Raw genomic sequence first — 20,951 nt, forward strand, 5'->3', positions numbered from 1 at the left:
AGGACTATTGATGAACTCCCAGACCCAGAAGCTTTTCGTCGACGATCTGCACAAGCGGTACGGCGACAACGAGGTACTCAAAGGCGTGTCGCTGAAGGCGAACTCGGGCGACGTGATCAGCGTGATCGGCTCGTCCGGTTCCGGCAAGAGCACGATGCTGCGCTGTATCAATTTCCTCGAGCAGCCGAACGCGGGCCGCATCGTCGTCGACGGCGAGGAAGTGCGTACCACGAAGGACAAGACGGGCGCGCTGCGCGCCGCCGATCCGAAGCAGCTGCAGCGCGTGCGCACCAAGCTGTCGATGGTGTTCCAGCACTTCAATCTCTGGTCGCACATGAACGTGATCGAGAACGTGATGGAAGCGCCGGTGAACGTGCTCGGCATCCCGAAGAAGGAAGCCGAGGATCGCGCGCGCGAATATCTCGAGAAGGTCGGCCTCGCGCCGCGCGTCGAGAAGCAGTATCCGTCGCACCTGTCGGGCGGCCAGCAACAGCGCGTGGCGATCGCGCGCGCGCTGGCGATGCATCCCGACGTGATGCTGTTCGACGAGCCGACGTCGGCGCTCGATCCCGAACTGGTCGGCGAAGTGCTGAAGGTGATGCAGAAGCTCGCCGAGGAAGGCCGCACGATGATCGTCGTCACGCACGAGATGGGCTTCGCGCGCAACGTGTCGAATCACGTGATGTTCCTGCACCAGGGGCGCGTCGAGGAAGAAGGCGTGCCGTCGGAGGTGTTCGCCAACCCGAAGAGCGAGCGCCTGCGCGGGTTCCTGTCGGGCAGCCTCAAGTAAACGCACGCATCGCGATACGCAAAACGGGCGCCGGGCGGCGCCCGTTTTGCGTTTACGCGGCGTCGACCGGCGTGCCGTCGGCGAACGTGCGCAGCGTGTCGCCCGCGAGCCGGTAGCGCACCCACTCGTCCTGCGGCGCGGCGCCGACGCTTTCATAGAAGCGGATCGCCGGCTCGTTCCAGTCGAGCACGCTCCATTCGAAACGCCCGCAGCCCGTATCCACCGCGATCCGCGCGAGCGCCTTCAGCAGCCGCAGCCCGGCGCCCGCGCCGCGAAAGCGCGGCGACACGTACAGATCCTCGAGATACAGCCCCTGGCGGGCGAGCCACGTCGAGTACGAGAAGAAATACACGGCGAAGCCGGCCGGCTCGCCGTCGACCTCGCAGATCAGCGCGCGCGCCGGCGAGCCTTCGCCGAACAGGCTGTGCTCGAGCGACGCGGGCGTCGCGACCACCTCATGCTCGGCCTTCTCGTAGATGGCCAGCTCGGTGATGAAACGCAGGATTTGCGGCACGTCGGCGACGGTGGCGGGACGGATATCGATTTGCACGGTGTGAGCCCTCCTTCGGCTCTGGCTGGAAACGGGATGCGACGCCCGCGCAATCGCGCTGGCGCAGGTCAGACCGACATGCTACGTTCATGGCACTACTGCAGGAAGTGCAGTTTCTTCATCAGAACATGAAAACCATGCATCCCGATCTGCGCCGCCTCGACCTGAACCTGCTGCTCGCCTTCGACGCGCTGTACCGTCACCGGTCGGTCACCGCTGCCGCGCACGAGCTGGCGATGAGTCCGTCCGCGCTGAGCCATGCGCTCGCACGGCTGCGCGACGCGATCGGCGATGCGCTGTTCGTGCGGCTCGGCAACGAAATGCAGCCGACCGTGCGCGCGGACGACATCGCCACGTGGGCCGGCGACGCGCTCGACACGATGTCGAAGGGGCTCGCCCGCGCGCGCCGCTTCGATCCCGCACAAAGCGACCGCACGTTCGTGTTCGCCGCGAGCGACTACACGGCGTTCGCGGTGCTGCCGGCGTTCCTCGCGCGCATCGAACGCATCGCGCCGCGCCTGCACATCAGGGTCGTCCATTCCGAGCGCAAGATAGCCGTCGACGAGCTCGCGGCCGGCCGCATCGATTTCGCGCTCGGCTATCACGAGGAATCGACGGCCGACGCGCCGGGTATCGAGGATTTCGACTGGTTCTCGGACGACTACGTGGTCATCGCGAGCGCCCGGCATCCGGACATTCACCGGCGGCTGACGCTCGACCAGTATCTCGCGGCCCGCCACGCGGTCGTCACGCCGTGGAACGAGTCGCGCGGCGTCGTCGACTACGTGCTCGACCGGCTCGGCGTCGAGCGGCAGGTGGCCGTGCAGTTGCCGAGCGTGCTGGCCGCGCCGTTCGTGATCGCGGAATCGTCGCTGCTGATGACCGTACCGAACCGCGCCGCGCAGGCGCTGCGCCACGCGGCGCCGATCCGCATCTTCCCCGCGCCGTTCGAGATCCCCCGCTACACGGTGAAGGTCTATTCGCACGCGAAGCACGCGCGCACCGATGCGCATCGCTGGATTCGCGCGCAGCTGCTCGACGCGCGTCCGGCACCCGGTTAATCTGGACGCGCTGTCCGGCCGGCGGCGTGCCGCTGCCTGCCGGGCGTTTCGGGCACCGTGCGGCGACGCCGGGCCGCCTTCAATTTATTACGAAATACTTACCAATTTCATCTCTCCGGCATCTACGCCGGTGCCCCGCCGACGTCAATAGTGGCAATCCTTGACCCACGGCCACCGAATCCGTGTCTCCCTTGTCTGACAAGGGTTTTCCGGTAATCGACGGGCCCGGCGGCCTCCTCCGCCCCCTCTGTTGCATGGCAATTTGGCGACAGGTGTTAGTCAAACAACGATTTCCATCGCCACAAAATTGTATTTTTGCTAAATTAGTAACCAAAGTAGCAAAACGAAGTTCGTGAAATGTAGTTTAGCTTCACGACACTACAAGGAGACCCCGCAAGCCGACCCGGCTGCGCGGGACCGCTCAACGGTTTTCCGTCCGCTTGCCCGCGTGCCGCGCTTACCGGCCCTGCACGAGGTCTCCCTGGTTATCCCGCTTTTCGCTTTTGCCCGGCGTTCGTCGCGCCGGGCATCTCGTGCAGTCTGGGTTGACTTTTTGACAGGGTATGGAGGAGATGATGAAGAAAGCTTTGGTCGCGGCCGCGCTGATGGCTGCCGGGGTGGTGACGGCGCACGCGCAGAGCAGCGTCACGCTGTATGGCCGCCTGGATGCGGGCCTCGAGTACATGAACGGCCTGCAGAACGGCCATCAATTCCGCGCGGAAAGCGGCGACTGGGGCACGAGCCTGTGGGGCTTGAAGGGCACCGAGGATATCGGCGGCGGCAACAAGATCCTGTTCCACCTCGAAGGCGCGTTCAACACGATGAACGGCGGCCTCGGCTCGAGCGGCACGATCTGGGATCGTTACGCGACGGTCGGGATCTCGAACGATCGCTACGGTACGCTGCTGCTGGGTCGCGAACTCGCGATCGCCAACGGCGTGTGGGACTTCGACCCGTTCGGCCAGTCGAACTGGTCGACTGCGTCGCTCGTGCGCGGCCGTAACTGGAACAAGACCAGCAACAACGTGTCGTACCAGTCGCCGTCGCTCTACGGCCTCGACTTCTACGGCCAGTTCGCGTTCTCGAACTCGACGAGCTTCAACGGCAACACGACGGCCGGCCAGCCGGGTCGTGCAGCCGGTGCGCAGATCACGTACACGAACTCGCTGTTCCAGTTGCGCGGCATCTACGACGAAACGCGCGACAGCAACGGCCGCTTCTCGGACGTGTTCAACTACTCGCGCGAATACTTCGCGGGCGTGAACGTGTTCCTCGGCCAGTTCAAGCTGCAGGCGGCTTACCAGGCATCGCGCGCGGACGGTAGCGGCGGCCCGGCAGTCAACGCCGGCGTGACGGGCACCCAGCAGGTGTGGGGCGGCGTGACGTGGCAGGCAACGCCGGCGGCAGCGCTGATCGCGGCCGTGTATCACGTGAATGCGAACCACGGCGGCGGCAACGCGAACATCTATACGGTCGGCGGTTCGTACAACATCTCGAAGCGCACGCTGTTCGACCTGCAGGTTGCAACCGTGCGCAACAGCTCGACGGCCAACTTCGGCCTGAACGCGAACGGCGCGGGCACGGCCGTGTCGACGGGCAACCCGAACCCGGGCGGCAGCCAGACCGGCGTCTACGCCGGCATCCAGCACCTGTTCTGATCAGGGCCGTTCAAGGAACGATTCGACAACACTTTCCACGCTGCTGCGAGAGGCGCGTATCGGTGCGGTACCCAACCGGGTATCGCACCGTTTTTTATTGGCGGGCCGGTTTTGCGCAGCCCTTGCCGGATGCGGCGCTCAGACCGCCGCTTCGTTCTCTTCGCCGGTGCGGATGCGGATCACGCGCTCGACGTCCGACACGAAGATCTTGCCGTCGCCGATCTTGCCCGTGCGCGCCGCGCCGATCACCGCATCGATCACCTGGTCGACCTGCGCTTCCGCGACGACCACCTCGATCTTCATCTTCGGCAGGAAGTCGACGACGTACTCGGCGCCGCGATACAGCTCGGTGTGCCCTTTCTGGCGGCCGAAGCCCTTCACTTCCGTCACGGTCAGGCCGGTGAGGCCGACTTCGGCGAGCGCTTCACGGACTTCGTCCAGCTTGAACGGCTTGATGATGGCGGTGATGCGTTTCATGATGGTTGTCCCTCAATGCTCGTTTGGATGAAAAATCGCGATCCCGATTGTAAGCCGTAAGCCGGTCAGCGGCGTGCGGCTCAGTCGAGACGTTCGGTAAAGCGCGACGTGACCGGATAGCGCCAGTCGCGCCCGAAGGCGCGGTGCGTGACGCGAATGCCGATCGGCGCCTGACGGCGCTTGTATTCGTTGACCTTGATGAGCCGCGTCACGCGCGCGACGTCGGCCTCCGCATAGCCGGCCGCGACGATTTCCGCGAGCGGCCGGTCCTCTTCCATGTACATCCGCATGATCGCGTCGAGCACGTCGTACGGCGGCAGGCTGTCCTGGTCCGTCTGGTTCTCGCGCAGCTCGGCCGACGGCGCGCGCGTCAGGATCCGTTCGGGAATCACGTCGCGCGGCCCGAAGTCGGCGCTCGCGTTGCGATAGCGGCAGAGCCGGTAGACCAGCGTTTTCGCGATGTCCTTGATCACCGCAAAGCCGCCGGCCATGTCGCCGTACAGCGTGCAGTAGCCGACCGCCATCTCGCTCTTGTTGCCGGTCGTCAGCACGATCGAGCCGAACTTGTTCGACAGCGCCATCAGCAGCGTGCCGCGGATGCGCGCCTGGATGTTCTCTTCCGTCGCGTCTTCCGCGCGGCCCGCGAATTCGTTCGCGAGCGCCGCGCGAAACGCATCGAACATCGGCGCGATCGCGATCTCGTCGTAGCGCACGCCGACGCGCCGCGCCATCTCCGCCGCATCGGTGGTCGAGATGCCGGCCGTATAGCGCGACGGCATCATCACCGCGCGCACGCGCTCGGGCCCGAGCGCGTCGCATGCGATGGCGAGCACCAGCGCCGAATCGACGCCGCCCGACAGCCCGATCAGCGCGCCGGGAAAACCGTTCTTGCCGATGTAGTCGCGCACGCCGGTCACGAGCGCGCGATAGACCTGCGCATCGACCGGCAGATCGGGCGCGATCGCGCCGGGCAGCGGCCGCGGGCCGTCGAATTCGACGATCGCATGCCCTTCGTCGAACTGCGGCATCTTCGCGACGAGCGCGCCCTGCGCGTCGAGCACGAACGAGCCGCCGTCGAACACGAGTTCGTCCTGGCCGCCGACGAGGTTCACGTACACCATCGGCAGCCCGGTCTCGCGAATCCGCGCGCGCAGGATGTCGATGCGCAGCGCTTCCTTGTCCATGTGATACGGCGAACCGTTCGGGATCAGCAGCACCTGCGCGCCGGCCGCCTTCGCGATCTGCGCGGCCGACGCATGCCACGCGTCCTCGCAGATGATCACGCCGTATCTGACGCCGTTCAGCTCGAACACGAACGGCTCGGTGTCCGTCGCGAAATAGCGTTTCTCGTCGAACACGTCGGCGTTCGGCAGATCCTGCTTGCGATAGGTGCCGACGATCTCGCCGCCGACGATCAGCGACACCGCGTTGTAGGTGTCGGTCGGCGGCACGCCGCGCTCGATCGGACGGTTTGCATTACCATCGACGGCTGGCGCGCAGGCATCGTCGCCGGCGCGGCTGCCCGCACCGCTGCCCGGCCCCCTGCCCGGACCGCGCAACGGATGGCCGACCAGCACCGCGAGCCCGTCGACCGCGCGCAGCGCATCGGCGAGCGTATCGAGCGCGGCGGCCGCCGCCGCGTAGAACGCCGGCCGCAGCAGCAAGTCCTCCGGCGGATAGCCGGACACCGCGAGTTCGGGTGCGACCATCAGTTGCGCACCATCGTTGTGCGCGGCGCGCGCGGCCGCGACGATCCGCGCGACGTTGCCGGCGAAGTCGCCGACGGTGACGTTGATCTGGGCGAGAGCGAGTCGGGTCTTCATGACGGGATCGGCGCAGCCCGGCGGCGCGCCCTGAATGGCTGACGAAATCGTCCCGGACGCGGGCCACGGCGGCACGCATCCGGCGGCATCCAACAGTACGGATTCACGCTTGAAACACGAACGCATCGATTATCGCACGGGCATCCTGTCGTCCCCCTCGGAGGTCCCGGCCGACGAATGGAACGCGCTGCTCGAGTGCGACGCGCAGCCGACACCGTTCCTGCGCCACGAATTCCTCGACGCGCTGCACGTCGCGCGCTGCGCGGTCGACGACACCGGCTGGTCGCCGCATTTCGTCACGCTGACCGACGCGCGCACGGGGCGGCTCGCGGCCGCCGCGCCCGTCTATGCGAAGCAGCATTCGTATGGCGAATACGTGTTCGACTGGGCATGGGCCGACGCGTACCAGCGCAACGGGCTGCCCTACTACCCGAAGCTGCTGTGCGCGGTGCCGTTCACGCCGGTCCAGGGCACCCGCCTCCTCGCCGCCGACGACGATGCACGCCGCCGGCTCGCGGCCACGCTGCTCGCGTTCGCGGAGCAGAGCGACGTGTCGTCGCTGCACGTGCTGTTCCCGACCGGCGACGAGGCGCAACTGTTCGAATCGATGGGGATGATGCTGCGCGAAGGCGTGCAGTTTCACTGGATCAACGACGGCTACCGCAATTTCGACGACTTCCTCGGCACGCTCGAGCAGAAAAAACGCAAGAACATCCGCGCGGAACGCCGCAAGGTGCACGATGCGGGCGTGACGTTCCGCCGGCTCACCGGCGACATGATCACCGATGCCGACTGGCGCTTCTTCTCGCGCTGCTACCGGCAGACCTACCGCGAACACTATTCGAGCCCGTACCTGAATCTCGACTTCTTCCGCGCGATCGGCGCGACGATGCCCGAGAACCTGCTGCTCGTGATCGCGCAGGCCGACGGCAAGCCGATCGCGAGTTCGCTCGCCGTCTACCGGCGCGGCGCGAACGGCGGCGGCACGCTATACGGCCGCTACTGGGGCGCGCTCGAGCACGTGCCCTGCCTGCATTTCGAAACGGCCTACTACCAGTTGCTCGAGTTCTGCATCGAGGCCGGGCTCGACACGTTCGAGGGCGGCGCGCAGGGCGAACACAAGCTCGCGCGCGGCTTCCTGCCGACCGTCACGCACTCCGCGCACTGGCTCGCGCACCCGGCATTCTCGGATGCCGTCGCGCGCTTTCTCGAACGCGAGACCGAGCATATTCACGCATACGTCGACGAGTTGCGCGAACACGATCCGTTCCGGCGCAGCGCGGAGTAGCCGCCATGCACCGGCGGCCGCTGCGCCATTCGGCTCGCGCCGCATCGCGCACGCTACGATGCGTCGCGGTTCGCGGCGAGATGCGCTGAAAGGCGCCTGCAACCGTGTGCGCTCCAAAGCCGAAACCGTTCATGCGCCTGCACGGGGTTGCGAGCCGCATGCGTCGCCGCGCGCACCGTCATCCCGGCCGATGATCGAGGCCCGCACGCGCCCCCGCCGCGCCGGTCGATATGCTGCTGCCGCAAAATCCGGCGGTTCGCCCGATCTTTTCTGAGACACTGGCGGCTTCGCATCCCGCCGCTCCTCCATGTCCTGGTTTCTGTATCTGATCGAATGCGCCGACGACAGCGTCTACACGGGCATCACGACCGACGTCGCCGCGCGCTTCGACGAGCACGCGTCCGGCAAGGGCGCGCGCTACACGCGCTCGCGCAAGCCGCGTGCGGTGCTCGCGTCGTTCCCGCTGCCCGACCGGTCGATCGCATCGCGCGCGGAGTACTGGGTGAAGCGGCTCACGGCCGCGCAGAAACGCGAACTCGCCGCAGGAATCCGGACGCTCGGGTCGGTGTTGCCGGCCGGGATGTCGATCGACGGGCACGTCGATGCGGCCGTTGTGGCGGCCAGCACGCGCGGGCGGAAGACAGCGAATGCGAAGAACGCCGGCGAGGCGGCGGAATCGGCTGAAACCAGGAAGGTCTCGAAGAAGACGGCGAAGGCCGAAAAACCGGCGAAGGCCGTGCAAACCGGAAAGACACCAAAGAAGGCAAAGGCCGCACCCGCTGCGAAGCGGGCGAAAACCGGCGACGATGCGCCGACGAAAAAGACCTCGACGCGCGGCACGCCGGACAAAGCGGACAAAGCAGCTAAATCCGGGAAGCCGATCAAACCGGCCGCGAAATCGCCGCCCGCCGGGAAAGCATCCGGCGGCAAGCCCGCCACCAACGGACGCGACGACACCGCTCGCGCACCGGCGCGCAGCCGTGCGTCGACAGCGAAGGCCTCCGCCCCCGCAGCCACGCCGCGCCGCGCGACCCCGGCAAAACGTGCGAAGGATGCCCCGCCTTCCGCCGCCGCGCCCGCTGCCGTGCACAAGAAGCGCCCCGCGCGCAAAAAACAAAACCGCGCGGCCTCCTGAGGAGACACGCGCGGTTTGCGTGGCAGCGAACCGGCCGTCGGGCCGGCAAGCCGGCCTTACTTCTTGTAGTTCGCGGCGCCGTCGGTGATTTCCTTGTGCGCGGCATCGATGCCGGCCCAGCCTTCGACCTTCACCCACTTGCCCTTCTCGAGCGCCTTGTATTGCTCGAAGAAGTGCTTGATCTGGTCCTTCAGGTACTCGGGCACGTCGTCGATCGACTTCAGGTTGGCCGTCATCGGGCAGACCTTGTCGTGCGGCACCGCGACCAGCTTCGCGTCGACGCCCGATTCGTCGGTCATCTGCAGCATGCCGAGCACGCGCGAGCGCACGATCGAACCGGCCAGCAGCGGGAACGGCGTGATCACCAGCACGTCGACCGGATCGCCGTCGCCCGACAGCGTCTGCGGGATGTAGCCGTAGTTCACCGGGTAACGCATGCCGGTACCGATGAAGCGATCGACGACGAGGAGACCCAGCTCCTTGTCCGCCTCGTACTTCACCGGGTCGCTTTGCGCCGGGATCTCGATGATCACGTTGAAATCGTGCGGCAGGTCCTTGCCGGCCGGAACATGGTTGAAGCTCATGAGCGCTCTCTGTTGGTCGATGGAATTCGGGACAGGGCGCCGCGGCCGATGCACCGCCGCGGGCGTCCCCGCAAGGAATGCGCCATTATAGCCAATCGACCGGTGGCGTCCGGATGACGATCGGCGCGATAATCGTTCCCGATGTCCGGCCATTCGACCACTGGCCCCGTTGTACGTCGAGCGCAAGGCATGGAATCCAGGTAAGCGTTAAAGCGCCGACTCGGGTCGACCGCCGTGGGGATGGAGTAAGCGCTGAAGCGCCGACTCCATCCAGCCACGCCATGGGACCCGAGTAAGCGCTGAAGCGCCAACTCGGGTCGACAGGAGAACGCATGGAAGAAGCGAAGCACTTCATCGCGGGCGAATGGACGTTGCCCGCGCAACTGGAAACGATCCCCGTCGTCGATCCCTCCGACGGCCAGCCGTTCGCGACGATCGCGCGCGGCACGGCACCCGACATCGAGCGCGCGGTCGCCGCGGCCCGCGACGCGTTCGCGGGCCCGTGGGGCGCGACGAGCGCCGCCGAACGCGGCCGCGTGCTGATGCGGCTGTCCGCACGCGTCGCCGACCACCTCGAGGAACTCGCCGCGATCGAGGCGCGCGACACCGGCAAGCCGCTGAAGCAGGCACGCGCCGACGCGGCCGCGCTCGCGCGCTACTTCGAGTTCTATGCGGGCGCCGCCGACAAACTCCACGGCGAAACACTGCCCTATCACGCCGGCTACACGGTGCTCACCGTGCGCGAGCCGCACGGCGTCACCGGCCACATCGTGCCGTGGAACTACCCGATGCAGATCTTCGGGCGCAGCGTCGGCGCGGCGCTCGCGGCCGGCAACGCGTGCGTCGTGAAGCCGGCCGAGGACGCATGCCTGTCGGTGCTGCGCGTCGCCGAGCTGGCCGCCGAAGCCGGGTTGCCGGCCGGCGCGCTGAACGTCGTCACCGGCTACGGCCATGAAGCCGGCGCCGCGCTCGCGCGCCACCCCGGCATCGACCACATCTCGTTTACCGGCTCGCCCGCGACCGGCAAGCTGGTCACGCAGATGGCCGCCGAAAACCACGTCCCCGTCACGCTCGAACTCGGCGGCAAGTCGCCGCAGATCGTGTTCGCCGACGCCGATCTCGAAGCGGCGCTGCCCGTGCTGGTATCGGCGATCGTGCAGAACGGCGGGCAGACCTGCTCGGCCGGCAGCCGCGTGCTGATCGAGCGCGCGATCTACGAGCCGCTCGTCGAACGACTCGCGACCGCATTCAACGGGCTGCGTGTCGGCCCGAGCCGCGCCGACCTCGACTGCGGCCCGCTGATCAACGCGAAGCAGCAGCAGCGCGTGTGGGACTTCCTGTCCGATGCGCAGCACGACGGCATTCCGATGGCCGCGCACGGCCAGGTCGTCGCCGATGCGCCCGAAAGCGGCTTCTACCAGGCACCCGCGCTGTTGCGCGACGTGCCGTCGTCGCACCGGCTCGCGCAGGAAGAAGTATTCGGCCCGGTGCTCGCCGCGATGCGCTTCGCCGACGAAGACGAAGCGGTCGCGCTCGCGAACGGCACGCCGTACGGCCTCGTCGCGGGCATCTGGACGCGCGACGGTGCGCGCCAGATGCGTCTCGCGCGGCGGCTGCGCGCGGGCCAGGTGTTCGTCAACAACTACGGTGCAGGCGGCGGCGTCGAATTGCCGTTCGGCGGCGTCGGCCACTCGGGGCACGGCCGCGAGAAAGGCTTCGAGGCGCTGTACGGCTTCACCACGCTGAAGACGATCGCGATCCGGCACGGCTGAACACAGCCGGCAACGACCGGCACACCATGCACTCATCCAACCCAGGAGACACACCATGCGGTTGAGCAGCAAGACGGCCATCGTCACGGGCGGCGGCTCGGGTTTCGGCGAAGGCATCGCGAAGACGTATGCGCGCGAAGGCGCGAACGTCGTCGTCAACGACCTGAACGGCGCGGCGGCCGAGCGCGTCGCGAGCGAGATCGCGCTGGCGGGCGGCAAGGCGATCGCGGTCGCGGGCGACGTGTCGCGGGACGAAGACTGGCGCGCGTTGCTGCAGGCCGCGCTCGACGATTTCCATTCGGTGCAGATCGTCGTGAACAACGCCGGCACCACGCACCGCAACAAGCCGGTGCTCGACGTGACGGAAGCGGAGTTCGACCGCGTGTACGCCGTCAACATGAAAAGCCTGTTCTGGAGCGTGCAGACCTTCGTTCCGTACTTTCGCACGCAGGGCGGCGGCGTGTTCGTGAACGTCGCGTCGACGGCCGGCGTGCGGCCGCGCCCGGGCCTCGTCTGGTACAACAGCACGAAGGGCGCGATGATCACCGCGAGCAAGTCGCTCGCGGCCGAGCTCGGCGCCGACCGGATCCGCGTGAACTGCATCAATCCCGTGCTCGGCGAAACGGGCCTGATGACCGAGTTCATGGGCTGCGAGGACACACCCGAGAATCGCCGCCGGTTCCTGGCGACGATTCCGCTCGGCCGCTTCTCGACGCCGCAGGACATCGCGAACGCGGCCCTTTACCTCGCATCCGACGAAGCCGAGTTCATCACCGGCGTCTGTCTCGAAGTCGACGGCGGGCGCTGCATCTAGCCGCACGTCCGTGATTGCGCCGCGCCGGCAATGCCGGCCGGCGCCGCATCTCCGCACGAGCATTGCCTCGCACGACCCCGGATCGGGCGCCGCCGCGCCGGTTCCGGCCACCACAAGAAAGGACAGGAGACAACATGGCAACATCGACGCAGTCGCTGCCGGGCTCGTCCGGCGCATTCGAGGAAGCAACCTACCGCAAGGTGTCGTGGCGACTCACCCCGCTCCTGCTGCTGTGCTACGTGGTCGCGTATCTCGACCGCGTGAACGTCGGCTTCGCGAAGCTGCAGATGGCGAGCGACCTGAATCTCAGCGACACCGTCTACGGGCTCGGCGCCGGGATCTTCTTCTTCGGCTACTTTCTGTTCGAAGTCCCGAGCAACATCATCCTGCACAAGGTCGGCGCGCGCGTGTGGATCGCGCGCATCATGGCGACGTGGGGCGTGATCTCGATCCTGACGATGTTCGTCACGACGCCCGCGATGTTCTACGTGATGCGCTTCCTGCTCGGCGTCGCCGAGGCCGGCTTCTTCCCCGGCGTGATCCTGTACCTCACCTACTGGTATCCCGCGCACCGCCGCGGCCGGATGACGACGTTCTTCATGACGGCCGTCGCGTTGTCGGGCGTGATCGGCGGGCCGATCTCCGGCTTCATCCTGAAGGCGTTCAACGGCGTGAGCGGCTGGCACGGCTGGCAATGGCTGTTCCTGCTCGAAGGGATTCCGTCGGTGCTGGCCGGCGTGCTCATCTTCTTCGCGCTCGACGACCGGATCTCGAAGGCGAAATGGCTCACCGACGACGAAAAGGCGCTGCTCGCGCGCAACGTCGAAGCGGAGGAAGCGACCAAGGAAGACCTGCCGCTCGGCACGGTGATGTCGAGCCCGCGCGTGTGGCTGATGGCGCTCATCTACTTCTCGTTCGTGATGGGCCTCTATGGCGTCGGCTTCTGGCTGCCGACGATCATCAAGGCGACCGGCGTCGTCGACACGTTCATGATCGGCCTGCTGTCGGCGATTCCGTATGCGGTGGCGGTAGTCGCGATGATCCTGATCGCGCGCAGTGCGGACAAGCGCCGCGAACGACGCTGGCACCTGGCGATTCCGGCTGCGTTCGGCGCGCTCGGGCTCGTGCTGTCGGTGATCTGGGCGCACCAGACGGCACTCGCGATGCTCGGCCTCACGCTCGCGACGATGGGCATCCTGACCACGCTGCCGCTGTTCTGGAGCCTGCCGACCGCATTCCTCGGCGGCGCGGCCGCCGCCGCCGGCATCGCGATGATCAACTCGATCGGCAACCTCGCGGGTTTCCTGAGCCCTTACATGATGGGCTGGCTCAAGCAGGCGACCGGCGCGAACGACGCGGGCATGTACATGCTCGCCGGGTTCCTCGTGCTCGGCGGGCTGCTCGCGCTGTCGGTGCCGAAACGGCTGGTCGACAAGTGATGCTGCGCAAGCCCGGCGCGTAACGCGTTCGGGCCGGCTCGCAACGGACGAAAAAAAGCCCCGGACGCCGATCGGCGTTCGGGGCTTTTTTACGCAGCGGCGCGTCAGACCACGGTGATCGCGAGCGCGCTTTCGCGGTAGTGTATGGCGGCCTTGTCGGTTTCGCCGAGATGCTCGAACAGGCGCGCGAGCGCACGGTGCGCACGCACCTTCAGCGCCTCGTTGTCGGCCTGCTTCAGCGACGCCTCGAGGAACGACTGCGCCTTGCCCCACAGCTGCTGCTGCTGGCAGAGACGGCCCAGCGCGAACAGCAGGTCGGCATCGTCCGGGTGATCCTTCTTCCACCCTTCGGCCTTCTGGATCAGCGGCAGCGCATCGCCGCCGGCGGTGTCCGGATAGCGGCGCAGCAGACGTGCATCCCAGTTGTGCGCGAGCGCGTCCTCGACGATGCGGCGCGCTTCGGTGCGGCGCTCGAGCGGTACCAGCAGGTCGGCCGCGAGATCGGCGAGACGCGGCGACTGGCGCTCGAGCGGCGACAGCGACTGCCACACTTCGAGCAGCGCATCCGGATCGTGCCGGCGTTCGCGCAGCAGGTTTTCCGCGGCCTGCTGGCGCAGCCGCACGGCCGCGGCCGGATGCAGCGCCTCGCGCTTCTCCAGCGCCTTCGCGAGCTTGAGCACCTCGGCCCAGTTCTTCAACTGCTGTTGCGCGCGCAGCGCGACCTGTTGCGCATGAATGCGCTTGCCGCCCGCCTGCATGTCGGCCAGCGCGGCGAGCGCGCCGTCCGCATCGCGTGCGTCGGCGCGCATGTCGGCCGACGCGAGCAGCCGTGCGTCCTGCCACTCCGGTGCATCGACCTTCGACAGCCAGTCGTCGCGACGCGTGTACTCGTGCATCCGGTGCGCGGCCGTCGCGGCGACGAGGCTCGCGGCGCCCTGGTTCGCATCGACCGAGAGCGCATCGCGCGCGGCCTTCTCGGCACGCGAGAAGCGGCCCGCATACAGGTTCGCGATCGCATCGCGCAGCGACGCCTGGGCCTTCTCGTTACGCGAACGCGCGCGATACGCGGCGACCCGCTGCGGCATGCGCCAGATGTTGCGCACGATGCGCAGCAGCGCATACACGGCGATGAACAGCACGACGATGGCGATCACGAACAGGTTCAGCGACACGTCGACCCGGTACGGCGGATAGACGAACAGCACCTGCCCCGCATCGAAATGGCCGACGGTGGCGAGTGCCACGGCGATCGCGAACAGGATCGCGAGCCAGACGATTCCTCGAAGCGTCATCGTTACCCCCGGCTCTTGAACTGCTGAACGGCGTTCAGGCTCGTGTTCAGGTTCGGCACCGCGACCGTCAGCGATGCGCCGTCGACCTGCTTGAGCAGATCCTCGACCGATTGCGTGTCCTTCGATGCCTGGTCGAAATACTTGCCGAGCGACGCCTGCGCGGCGTGCAGGTCGGCCTTCATCGCGCTGTCGTTGCGTGCGAGCAGCGACAGTCGCGCGGTGAGCAGGCGCAGCTTCACGTTCTCGCGCACGAAGTAGCCTTGGTCGGGCGACGCGAGCATCGCATCGGCGTTGTCGATCCGGCGCACCTGCACGAGGCCCTTCAATTGCTGGCCGAGGCCGGCGGAGAAGTCATGCCACCACACCTTCCAGCGCGGCGTGTCGGCGGCGACCGACGACGCGGCGTCGGCCGGCGCGGCCTGCGGCGCCGCGTGCGGGACGATCGCCTCGCCCGACAGCGGCAGCGTGTCGATCTTCGCGATCGCGTCGTCGAGCTTGATCGCGAGGCCCGTGAGGTCGGCCGACGGCGCGGCCTTCAGCTTCTCGATGTCCAGCGCGAGCGCCTTGCGCACCGTGACGGCCTGCGCGCTCTGCGACGTCGCAAGGCGTGCATCGGCATTCTGCAGCGCGATCAACGCGAGCTGCGTGTTGCCCGTCAGCTGCAGCTGCTGGCTCGCGCTCGACAGCATCTGGTCGACTTCCTCGAGCATCCATGCATCGCGGTTGCGCGACAGGTCCTGGTACTGCTGTTGCAGCGCCTGCTGCGCGCTCTGCGCATCGGCGAGCTTGCCGTCGAGCTGCGCGAGCTGCGTGTCGACCTGATGCGTGCTCGCAAGCGCCTGCTCGGTCTTCATGCGGGTCTCGGCCGTCTGCGCATCGAGCGCCTTCTGGCGCGCGACGAACGCATCGCCGAGGCGGTCGACCTTGCGGTTCAACGCGTAGCCGCCGACACCGGCCGCGCAGCCGAGCACGACGATGACGAACCACAGCGCCGCGCTGCCGCCGCGGCGCGCATGCGGCTCGGACGCGAGATAAGGGGGACTGGGCGGCGGCGCGGATGCAGCGGCCGGCTGGGAAGCGACGCTTTTGGAATCGTTGGTATCTGTCATGCGTTTAGTCACCGGTGCGGCTGTCGCCGGTTGGACGGCCTCGTCGGCCATCGTTCGAAACGCGCGGACGATGCGCTCATCGCCCGCGCCGGTCAGCGTAATCCTATCAAAACCCAGTGCACGCGCGGTCTGCTCGATGCGCGGGTGCGGCGTCACGAGCGGCGCATGCTTCAGCGCATCGATCTCCGCGTCGTTCAGGTGCGTGCGGGCAAGTTCGCGCAGGTTGCGCACGCCTTCCGAGCTCGTGACGAGCCACGCATGCGGCGCGCCGGCGAGCAGCGCATGCACGCGCTCCCACACGGCCACGCGCGGCTCCGGCACGACGCGCCGGTAGGCCGCGACGAGCGTGACGTCCGCGCCGGCTTCGCGCAGGCGCTCGGCAAGCCATTCGCGCCCGCCGTCGCCGCGCACGATCAGCACGCGTTTGCCGGCGAGCGCCTGCGCACCGCCGAACGCGGCCTCGATGCTCGCGAACAGGCTTTCGGAATCGTAATGCGGGACGCCGCCGTCGGCAGGCGCCTGCGGTGCGATCACGCGATGCGCGGGCGCCGCGATGCCGTGGCGCTCGAGCGCGGCGACGCTGCCGGGCCCGACGACGCCGACCGGCAGCGCATTCGGCCAGATCGCGCCGTACTGCGCGAGCGCGCGCTCGATCGCGTTCGGCGACACGAAGATCACGAGCGCGTAGTCGGCAAGCGCGGCGAGTGCCGCATCGAGCGGCGCCGGATCGTCGACCGGCGCGATGTCGATCAGCGGAAATTCGAGCACGTCGCAGCCGGCTTCGGCCAGCTGTGACGCGAGTGTGGCCGACTGGCCGTCCGGGCGGGTCAGGACGGCGGTGAACGCGCGCGCGCCGCCCGCCATCAGGCGTCGCCCTTGCCGGCCTGCGACGCGGCGAGCAGTGCGTTGACGATGTCGAGCGCGCCCTGCGCCTCGAGCTCGTCGGACACCGCGCGGCCGAGCGCGAGCGCATCGGCGACCGTCACGACGGCCCCGCACGCGTCGGCCGTCAGCACGCGCTGGCCGTCGGTCGTCGACACGCGGCCCGTCAGGTACAGCTCGCCCGCGCGCCACACCGCATGCGCGGCAAGCGGCACTTCGCAGCTGCCGCCGAGCGCACGCGACACCATCCGCTCGGCCTCGACCGCGAGCGCGGTCTGGCGGTCGTGCAGCGGCGCCAGCCACGCCGCGACGTCGGCGCGGTGCGCGGCGATCTCGATGCCGAGCGCACCCTGGCCGGCGGCCGGCGGGCTGTCCTCGACGTCGATCAGCGCGCGGATCCGCGCTTCGAGGCCGAGGCGCTTCAGGCCCGCGGCCGCGAGAATGATCGCCGCGTAATCGCCGCGATCGAGTTTGGACAGGCGCGTGTCGAGGTTGCCGCGCAGCGGCAGCACGTCGAGGTGCGGATAGCGCGCGCGCAGCATCGCCTCGCGACGCAGGCTCGACGTGCCGACGACCGCGCCGGCCGGCAGCGCGTCGAGCGACGCGTAGTCGTTCGACACGAACGCGTCGCGCGGGTCCTCGCGCACCATGATCGCCGTCAGCGCGAAACCGTCGGGCAGCGCCATCGGCACGTCCTTCAGCGAATGCACGGCCAGATCGGCACGACCGTCGGCGAGCGCATTCTCCAGCTCCTTCACGAACAGGCCCTTGCCGCCGACCTTCGACAGCGTACGATCGAGAATCTGATCGCCACGGGTCGTCATCCCGAGGATTTTCACGTCACAAGCTGGATATAATTTGCGCAGCGCATCACGCACATGTTCGGCTTGCCACATCGCCAGGCGGCTCTCACGCGAAGCAATCGTCAGCGTCGCGGGCGGCGGCGTCTGTCGCGGCCCTGCCGCAGGAATCTCGGAATTCATTGCTGGAACATCGAAGGACGGGATGGAAGATCGAACAATGGTAGCACGCACGCCCCAGCCCGCCCGGGCCCGGAGCCTGCGCCCGCCGCGCTTCGGCGCGGGCGGCGACACCGATGCGCGAATGTGCCGCACGTAGCTGGTTGCTTGACCGCAGTTCCCGTAGTTTCCGCAGTCCCCGCAGTCCCTTTTGACTCGAGCTTTCCCAAGGAAACCCATCGTGAAGTCTTCCGGATCGGCGCGTACGGCGCGCCGCAATGCTGCCCTGCCCTCCTCCGACGCCCAGACAGGCACCGTCGCCACTGCCGCGAACGGCCGTGCGAAAACGGCAACGAAACCGAAAGACCCGATACATCAGACAAAAAGCGCCATCAAGGCCAGCGGTCCGGCGGCTCGCACGGCCCGCGCATCGAAGCCGGGCGCCCGCACGCGCGAGGACAAGGACGGCCCGCTGTTCGAAGACATCCGCTTTCTCGGCCGCCTGCTCGGCGACGTGGTGCGCGAGCAGGAAGGCGACACGGTGTTCGACGTCGTCGAAGCCATTCGCCAGACGGCGGTGAAGTTTCGCCGCGAGGACGACAGCGAGGCCGCGCAGACGCTCGAGAAGAAGCTGCGCAAGCTGACGCCGGAGCAGACGGTGAGCGTCGTGCGCGCGTTCAGCTATTTCTCGCACCTCGCGAACATCGCGGAAGACCGCCATCACAACCGCCGCCGCCGCATCCACGCGCTGGCCGGCTCCGCATCGCAGCCCGGCACCGTCGCATACGCGCTCGAACAGCTGAAGACCACCGGCAACGCATCCAAGCGCCTGCTGCAGCGCTTCTTCGACGATGCGCTGATCGTCCCGGTGCTGACCGCGCACCCGACCGAAGTGCAGCGCAAGAGCATCCTCGATGCGCAGCACGACATCGCACGCCTGCTCGCCGAGCGCGACCAGCCGCTCACCGCGCGCGAACGCGCGTACAACGAATCGATGCTGCGCGCGCGCGTCACCGCGCTGTGGCAGACCCGCATGCTGCGCGATGCGCGCCTGACGGTCGGCGACGAGATCGAGAACGCGCTGTCGTACTACCGCGCGACGTTCCTCGACGAACTGCCGGCGCTGTACGGCGACATCGAGGCCGCGCTCGCCGAGCACGGCCTGCAAGCGCGCGTGCCCGCGTTCTTCCAGATGGGCAGCTGGATCGGCGGCGACCGCGACGGCAACCCGAACGTGACGGCCCCGACGCTCGACGAAGCGATCACCCGCCAGGCCGCGGTGATCCTCGAACACTATCTGGAACAGGTGCACAAGCTCGGCGCCGAGTTGTCGGTATCGAACCTGCTGGTCGGCGCGAACGACGCGGTGAAGGCGCTCGCGGCCGCCTCGCCCGACCAGTCGCCGCATCGCGTCGACGAACCGTACCGCCGCGCGCTGATCGGCATCTACACGCGACTCGCCGCGAGCGCGCGCGTGCGTCTCGGCGAAGGCACGGTGCCGGTGCGCAGCGCGGGCCGCGGTGCGCCGCCGGTGCGCGCCGTGCCGTACGCGGATTCCGAAGCGTTCGTCGCCGACCTGAAGGTGCTGACCGCATCGCTCGACGAGCATCACGGCACGCCGCTCGCCGCACCGCGGCTCGCGCCGCTCATGCGCGCGGCCGAAGTGTTCGGCTTCCACCTCGCGAGCATCGACCTGCGCCAGAGCTCCGACATCCACGAATCCGTGGTCGCCGAGCTGTTTGCGCGCGCGGGCGTCGAAGCCGACTACGCGGCGCTCGCCGAGGAAGACAAGCTGCGCGTGCTGCTCGCCGCGCTCGCCGATCCGCGTCCGCTGCGCTCGCCGTACCTCGAATACTCGGCGCTCGCGCAAAGCGAGCTCGGCGTGTTCGAGAAGGCGCGCGACGTGCGCGCGCAGTTCGGCCCGCGCGCGGTACGCAACTACATCATTTCGCACACGGAAACCGTCAGCGACCTCGTCGAGGTGCTGCTGCTGCAGAAGGAGACGGGCCTGCTCGACGGCACGCTCGGCGGCAATGCGAAGAGCGGCCTGATGGTGATCCCGCTGTTCGAGACGATCCCCGACCTGCGCGACGCCGCGCGCATCATGCGCGAGTACTTCGCACTGCCGGGCGTCGACGCGCTGATCGCGCACCAGGGCGCCGAACAGGAAGTGATGCTCGGCTACTCGGACTCCAACAAGGACGGCGGTTTCCTCACGTCGAACTGGGAGCTGTATCGCGCGGAACTCGCGCTCGTCGACCTGTTCCGCGAACGCAAGATCACGCTGCGCCTGTTCCACGGCCGCGGCGGCACGGTCGGCCGCGGAGGCGGCCCGACCTACCAGGCGATCCTGTCGCAGCCGCCGGGCACCGTGAACGGCCAGATCCGCCTGACCGAACAGGGCGAGGTGATCGCGAGCAAGTTCGCGAACCCCGAGATCGGCCGGCGCAACCTCGAAACGGTCGTGGCGGCCACGCTGGAGGCATCGCTGCTGCCGCAGTCGAACGCGCCCGCGCAACTGCCCGCGTTCGAAGCCGCGATGCAGACGCTGTCCGACGCCGCGATGGCGTCGTATCGCGCGCTCGTCTATGAAACGCCGGGCTTCACCGACTACTTCTTCTCGTCGACGCCGATCACCGAGATCGCCGAACTGAACATCGGCAGCCGTCCGGCGTCGCGCAAGCTGCAGGATCCGAAGCACCGCAAGATCGAGGATCTGCGCGCGATTCCGTGGGGCTTCTCGTGGGGTCAGTGCCGGCTGCTGCTGACGGGCTGGTACGGCTTCGGCAGCGCGGTGAGCGCGTATCTCGACGGCGCGCAGGACGCGGCCGAACGCGCGAAGCGCGTCACGCTGCTCAAGAAGATGAACAAGACCTGGCCGTTCTTCGCGAACCTGCTGTCGAACATGGACATGGTGCTCGCGAAGACCGATCTCGCGGTCGCGTCGCGCTACGCGCAGCTCGTTGCCGATCGCAAGCTGCGCAAGCACGTGTTCGAGCGGATCGTCGCGGAATGGGAGCGCACGTCGCAGGCGCTCGCGGAAATCACGGGGCACGAAGGCCGCCTCGCGACCAACCCGCTGCTCGCGCGTTCGATCAAGAACCGCTTCCCGTATCTCGATCCGCTGAACCACCTGCAGGTGGAGCTGATCAAGCGTCACCGCGCGGGCGACACGAACGCGCGGCTGCGTCGCGGGATTCACCTGACCATCAACGGGATCGCGGCCGGCCTGCGCAATACGGGCTGATCCGCGTGCGGCGCGGGTTCGCCCCGCGCCGGCCGGCGGTGCAAATCGAAAGCCTCGATACGCGGCCTGCG

General features: G+C 67.9%; 16 protein-coding genes. 9 read left to right on the forward strand and 7 right to left on the reverse strand.

What is annotated here, in order from left to right:
• Positions 1-10: 10 nt before the first annotated feature.
• Positions 11-790: an ABC transporter ATP-binding protein gene (locus tag DCN14_RS27445; protein ID WP_096502159.1), complete on the forward strand. Its 780-nt coding sequence runs from the start codon at positions 11-13 to the stop codon at positions 788-790.
• 52 nt (positions 791-842) lie between these two features.
• On the opposite strand, the gene DCN14_RS27450 is transcribed toward DCN14_RS27445, so the two are convergent.
• Positions 843-1,340: a GNAT family N-acetyltransferase gene (locus tag DCN14_RS27450; protein ID WP_096502161.1), complete on the reverse strand. Its 498-nt coding sequence runs from the start codon at positions 1,338-1,340 to the stop codon at positions 843-845.
• An 89-nt stretch (positions 1,341-1,429) separates the two neighbouring features.
• Between DCN14_RS27450 and DCN14_RS27455 the strand changes: the two genes are divergently transcribed.
• Positions 1,430-2,401 carry a LysR family transcriptional regulator gene (locus tag DCN14_RS27455; RefSeq protein ID WP_240327352.1) on the forward strand — a complete coding sequence of 324 codons (972 nt, stop codon included), beginning with the start codon at positions 1,430-1,432 and terminating at the stop codon, positions 2,399-2,401.
• Between the two features lie 572 nt (positions 2,402-2,973).
• Positions 2,974-4,059 (forward strand): porin, encoded by a 1,086-nt coding sequence (locus DCN14_RS27460; protein WP_096502163.1) that lies wholly within the window; start codon positions 2,974-2,976, stop codon positions 4,057-4,059.
• A gap of 138 nt (positions 4,060-4,197) precedes the next feature.
• On the opposite strand, the gene DCN14_RS27465 is transcribed toward DCN14_RS27460, so the two are convergent.
• Positions 4,198-4,536: a P-II family nitrogen regulator gene (locus DCN14_RS27465; RefSeq protein WP_006398637.1), complete on the reverse strand. Its 339-nt coding sequence runs from the start codon at positions 4,534-4,536 to the stop codon at positions 4,198-4,200.
• An 80-nt stretch (positions 4,537-4,616) separates the two neighbouring features.
• Positions 4,617-6,359, reverse strand: coding sequence for an NAD+ synthase (locus tag DCN14_RS27470; RefSeq protein WP_096502496.1), 1,743 nt, complete (start codon positions 6,357-6,359; stop codon positions 4,617-4,619).
• A 109-nt stretch (positions 6,360-6,468) separates the two neighbouring features.
• On the opposite strand from DCN14_RS27470, the gene DCN14_RS27475 reads away from it, so the two are divergent.
• Positions 6,469-7,647 carry a GNAT family N-acetyltransferase gene (locus DCN14_RS27475; RefSeq protein ID WP_096502165.1) on the forward strand — a complete coding sequence of 393 codons (1,179 nt, stop codon included), beginning with the start codon at positions 6,469-6,471 and terminating at the stop codon, positions 7,645-7,647.
• A 307-nt stretch (positions 7,648-7,954) separates the two neighbouring features.
• Positions 7,955-8,782, forward strand: a complete 828-nt coding sequence (locus DCN14_RS27480) for a GIY-YIG nuclease family protein (protein ID WP_096502167.1) — start codon at positions 7,955-7,957, stop codon at positions 8,780-8,782.
• Positions 8,783-8,838: 56 nt separating this feature from the next.
• Here the strand turns inward: DCN14_RS27480 and ppa are convergent, their stop codons facing one another.
• Complete coding sequence (gene ppa / locus DCN14_RS27485) at positions 8,839-9,366, reverse strand: inorganic diphosphatase (RefSeq protein WP_006753432.1); 528 nt, start codon at positions 9,364-9,366, stop codon at positions 8,839-8,841.
• 332 nt (positions 9,367-9,698) lie between these two features.
• On the opposite strand from ppa, the gene DCN14_RS27490 reads away from it, so the two are divergent.
• The 3 genes from DCN14_RS27490 to DCN14_RS27500 all read left to right on the forward strand — a co-directional run bounded on the left by DCN14_RS27490 (position 9,699) and on the right by DCN14_RS27500 (position 13,391).
• The gene (locus DCN14_RS27490; RefSeq protein WP_096502169.1) at positions 9,699-11,138 is read left to right on the forward strand and encodes an aldehyde dehydrogenase family protein; all 1,440 of its coding nucleotides are present in this window, start codon (positions 9,699-9,701) and stop codon (positions 11,136-11,138) included.
• Positions 11,139-11,193: 55 nt separating this feature from the next.
• Entirely contained in the window at positions 11,194-11,952 is a 759-nt protein-coding gene (locus DCN14_RS27495) for an SDR family oxidoreductase (protein WP_096502171.1), read from the forward strand.
• A gap of 134 nt (positions 11,953-12,086) precedes the next feature.
• Entirely contained in the window at positions 12,087-13,391 is a 1,305-nt protein-coding gene (locus DCN14_RS27500; RefSeq protein ID WP_096502173.1) for an MFS transporter, read from the forward strand.
• 104 nt (positions 13,392-13,495) lie between these two features.
• On the opposite strand, the gene DCN14_RS27505 is transcribed toward DCN14_RS27500, so the two are convergent.
• From DCN14_RS27505 to hemC, 3 genes are read right to left on the reverse strand one after another with little or no spacing between them, the layout of a single operon-like run.
• A complete protein-coding gene (locus DCN14_RS27505) occupies positions 13,496-14,683 on the reverse strand; it encodes a heme biosynthesis protein HemY (protein WP_096502175.1) in 1,188 nt (395 codons plus the stop codon).
• A 2-nt stretch (positions 14,684-14,685) separates the two neighbouring features.
• Positions 14,686-16,656 carry a fused uroporphyrinogen-III synthase HemD/membrane protein HemX gene (gene hemDX / locus DCN14_RS27510; RefSeq protein ID WP_096502177.1) on the reverse strand — a complete coding sequence of 657 codons (1,971 nt, stop codon included), beginning with the start codon at positions 16,654-16,656 and terminating at the stop codon, positions 14,686-14,688.
• Positions 16,656-17,657, reverse strand: a complete 1,002-nt coding sequence (gene hemC / locus DCN14_RS27515; RefSeq protein WP_096502179.1) for a hydroxymethylbilane synthase — start codon at positions 17,655-17,657, stop codon at positions 16,656-16,658. Before hemC ends, hemDX begins: the two co-directional genes overlap by 1 nt.
• A gap of 217 nt (positions 17,658-17,874) precedes the next feature.
• Here hemC and ppc point away from each other — a divergent pair, with 217 nt between their 5' ends.
• Entirely contained in the window at positions 17,875-20,880 is a 3,006-nt protein-coding gene (ppc, locus tag DCN14_RS27520; protein WP_096502181.1) for a phosphoenolpyruvate carboxylase, read from the forward strand.
• Positions 20,881-20,951: the final 71 nt, after the last annotated feature.

Source organism: Burkholderia sp. IDO3 (assembly GCF_003366075.1).
GTDB lineage: Bacteria > Pseudomonadota > Gammaproteobacteria > Burkholderiales > Burkholderiaceae > Burkholderia > Burkholderia anthina.

What these genes read in the sequence shown, in the direction of transcription:
- hemDX (WP_096502177.1), bottom strand. Translation starts at nt 16,656, where the DNA reads ATGGCGGGCGGCGCGCGCGCGTTCACCGCCGTCCTGACCCGCCCGGAC.
- DCN14_RS27505 (WP_096502175.1), bottom strand. Translation starts at nt 14,683, where the DNA reads ATGACGCTTCGAGGAATCGTCTGGCTCGCGATCCTGTTCGCGATCGCC.
- DCN14_RS27455 (WP_240327352.1), top strand. Translation starts at nt 1,430, where the DNA reads ATGGCACTACTGCAGGAAGTGCAGTTTCTTCATCAGAACATGAAAACC.
- hemC (WP_096502179.1), bottom strand. Translation starts at nt 17,657, where the DNA reads ATGAATTCCGAGATTCCTGCGGCAGGGCCGCGACAGACGCCGCCGCCC.
- DCN14_RS27445 (WP_096502159.1), top strand. Translation starts at nt 11, where the DNA reads ATGAACTCCCAGACCCAGAAGCTTTTCGTCGACGATCTGCACAAGCGG.
- DCN14_RS27500 (WP_096502173.1), top strand. Translation starts at nt 12,087, where the DNA reads ATGGCAACATCGACGCAGTCGCTGCCGGGCTCGTCCGGCGCATTCGAG.
- DCN14_RS27470 (WP_096502496.1), bottom strand. Translation starts at nt 6,359, where the DNA reads ATGAAGACCCGACTCGCTCTCGCCCAGATCAACGTCACCGTCGGCGAC.
- DCN14_RS27465 (WP_006398637.1), bottom strand. Translation starts at nt 4,536, where the DNA reads ATGAAACGCATCACCGCCATCATCAAGCCGTTCAAGCTGGACGAAGTC.
- DCN14_RS27495 (WP_096502171.1), top strand. Translation starts at nt 11,194, where the DNA reads ATGCGGTTGAGCAGCAAGACGGCCATCGTCACGGGCGGCGGCTCGGGT.
- DCN14_RS27460 (WP_096502163.1), top strand. Translation starts at nt 2,974, where the DNA reads ATGATGAAGAAAGCTTTGGTCGCGGCCGCGCTGATGGCTGCCGGGGTG.
- DCN14_RS27490 (WP_096502169.1), top strand. Translation starts at nt 9,699, where the DNA reads ATGGAAGAAGCGAAGCACTTCATCGCGGGCGAATGGACGTTGCCCGCG.
- ppa (WP_006753432.1), bottom strand. Translation starts at nt 9,366, where the DNA reads ATGAGCTTCAACCATGTTCCGGCCGGCAAGGACCTGCCGCACGATTTC.
- DCN14_RS27480 (WP_096502167.1), top strand. Translation starts at nt 7,955, where the DNA reads ATGTCCTGGTTTCTGTATCTGATCGAATGCGCCGACGACAGCGTCTAC.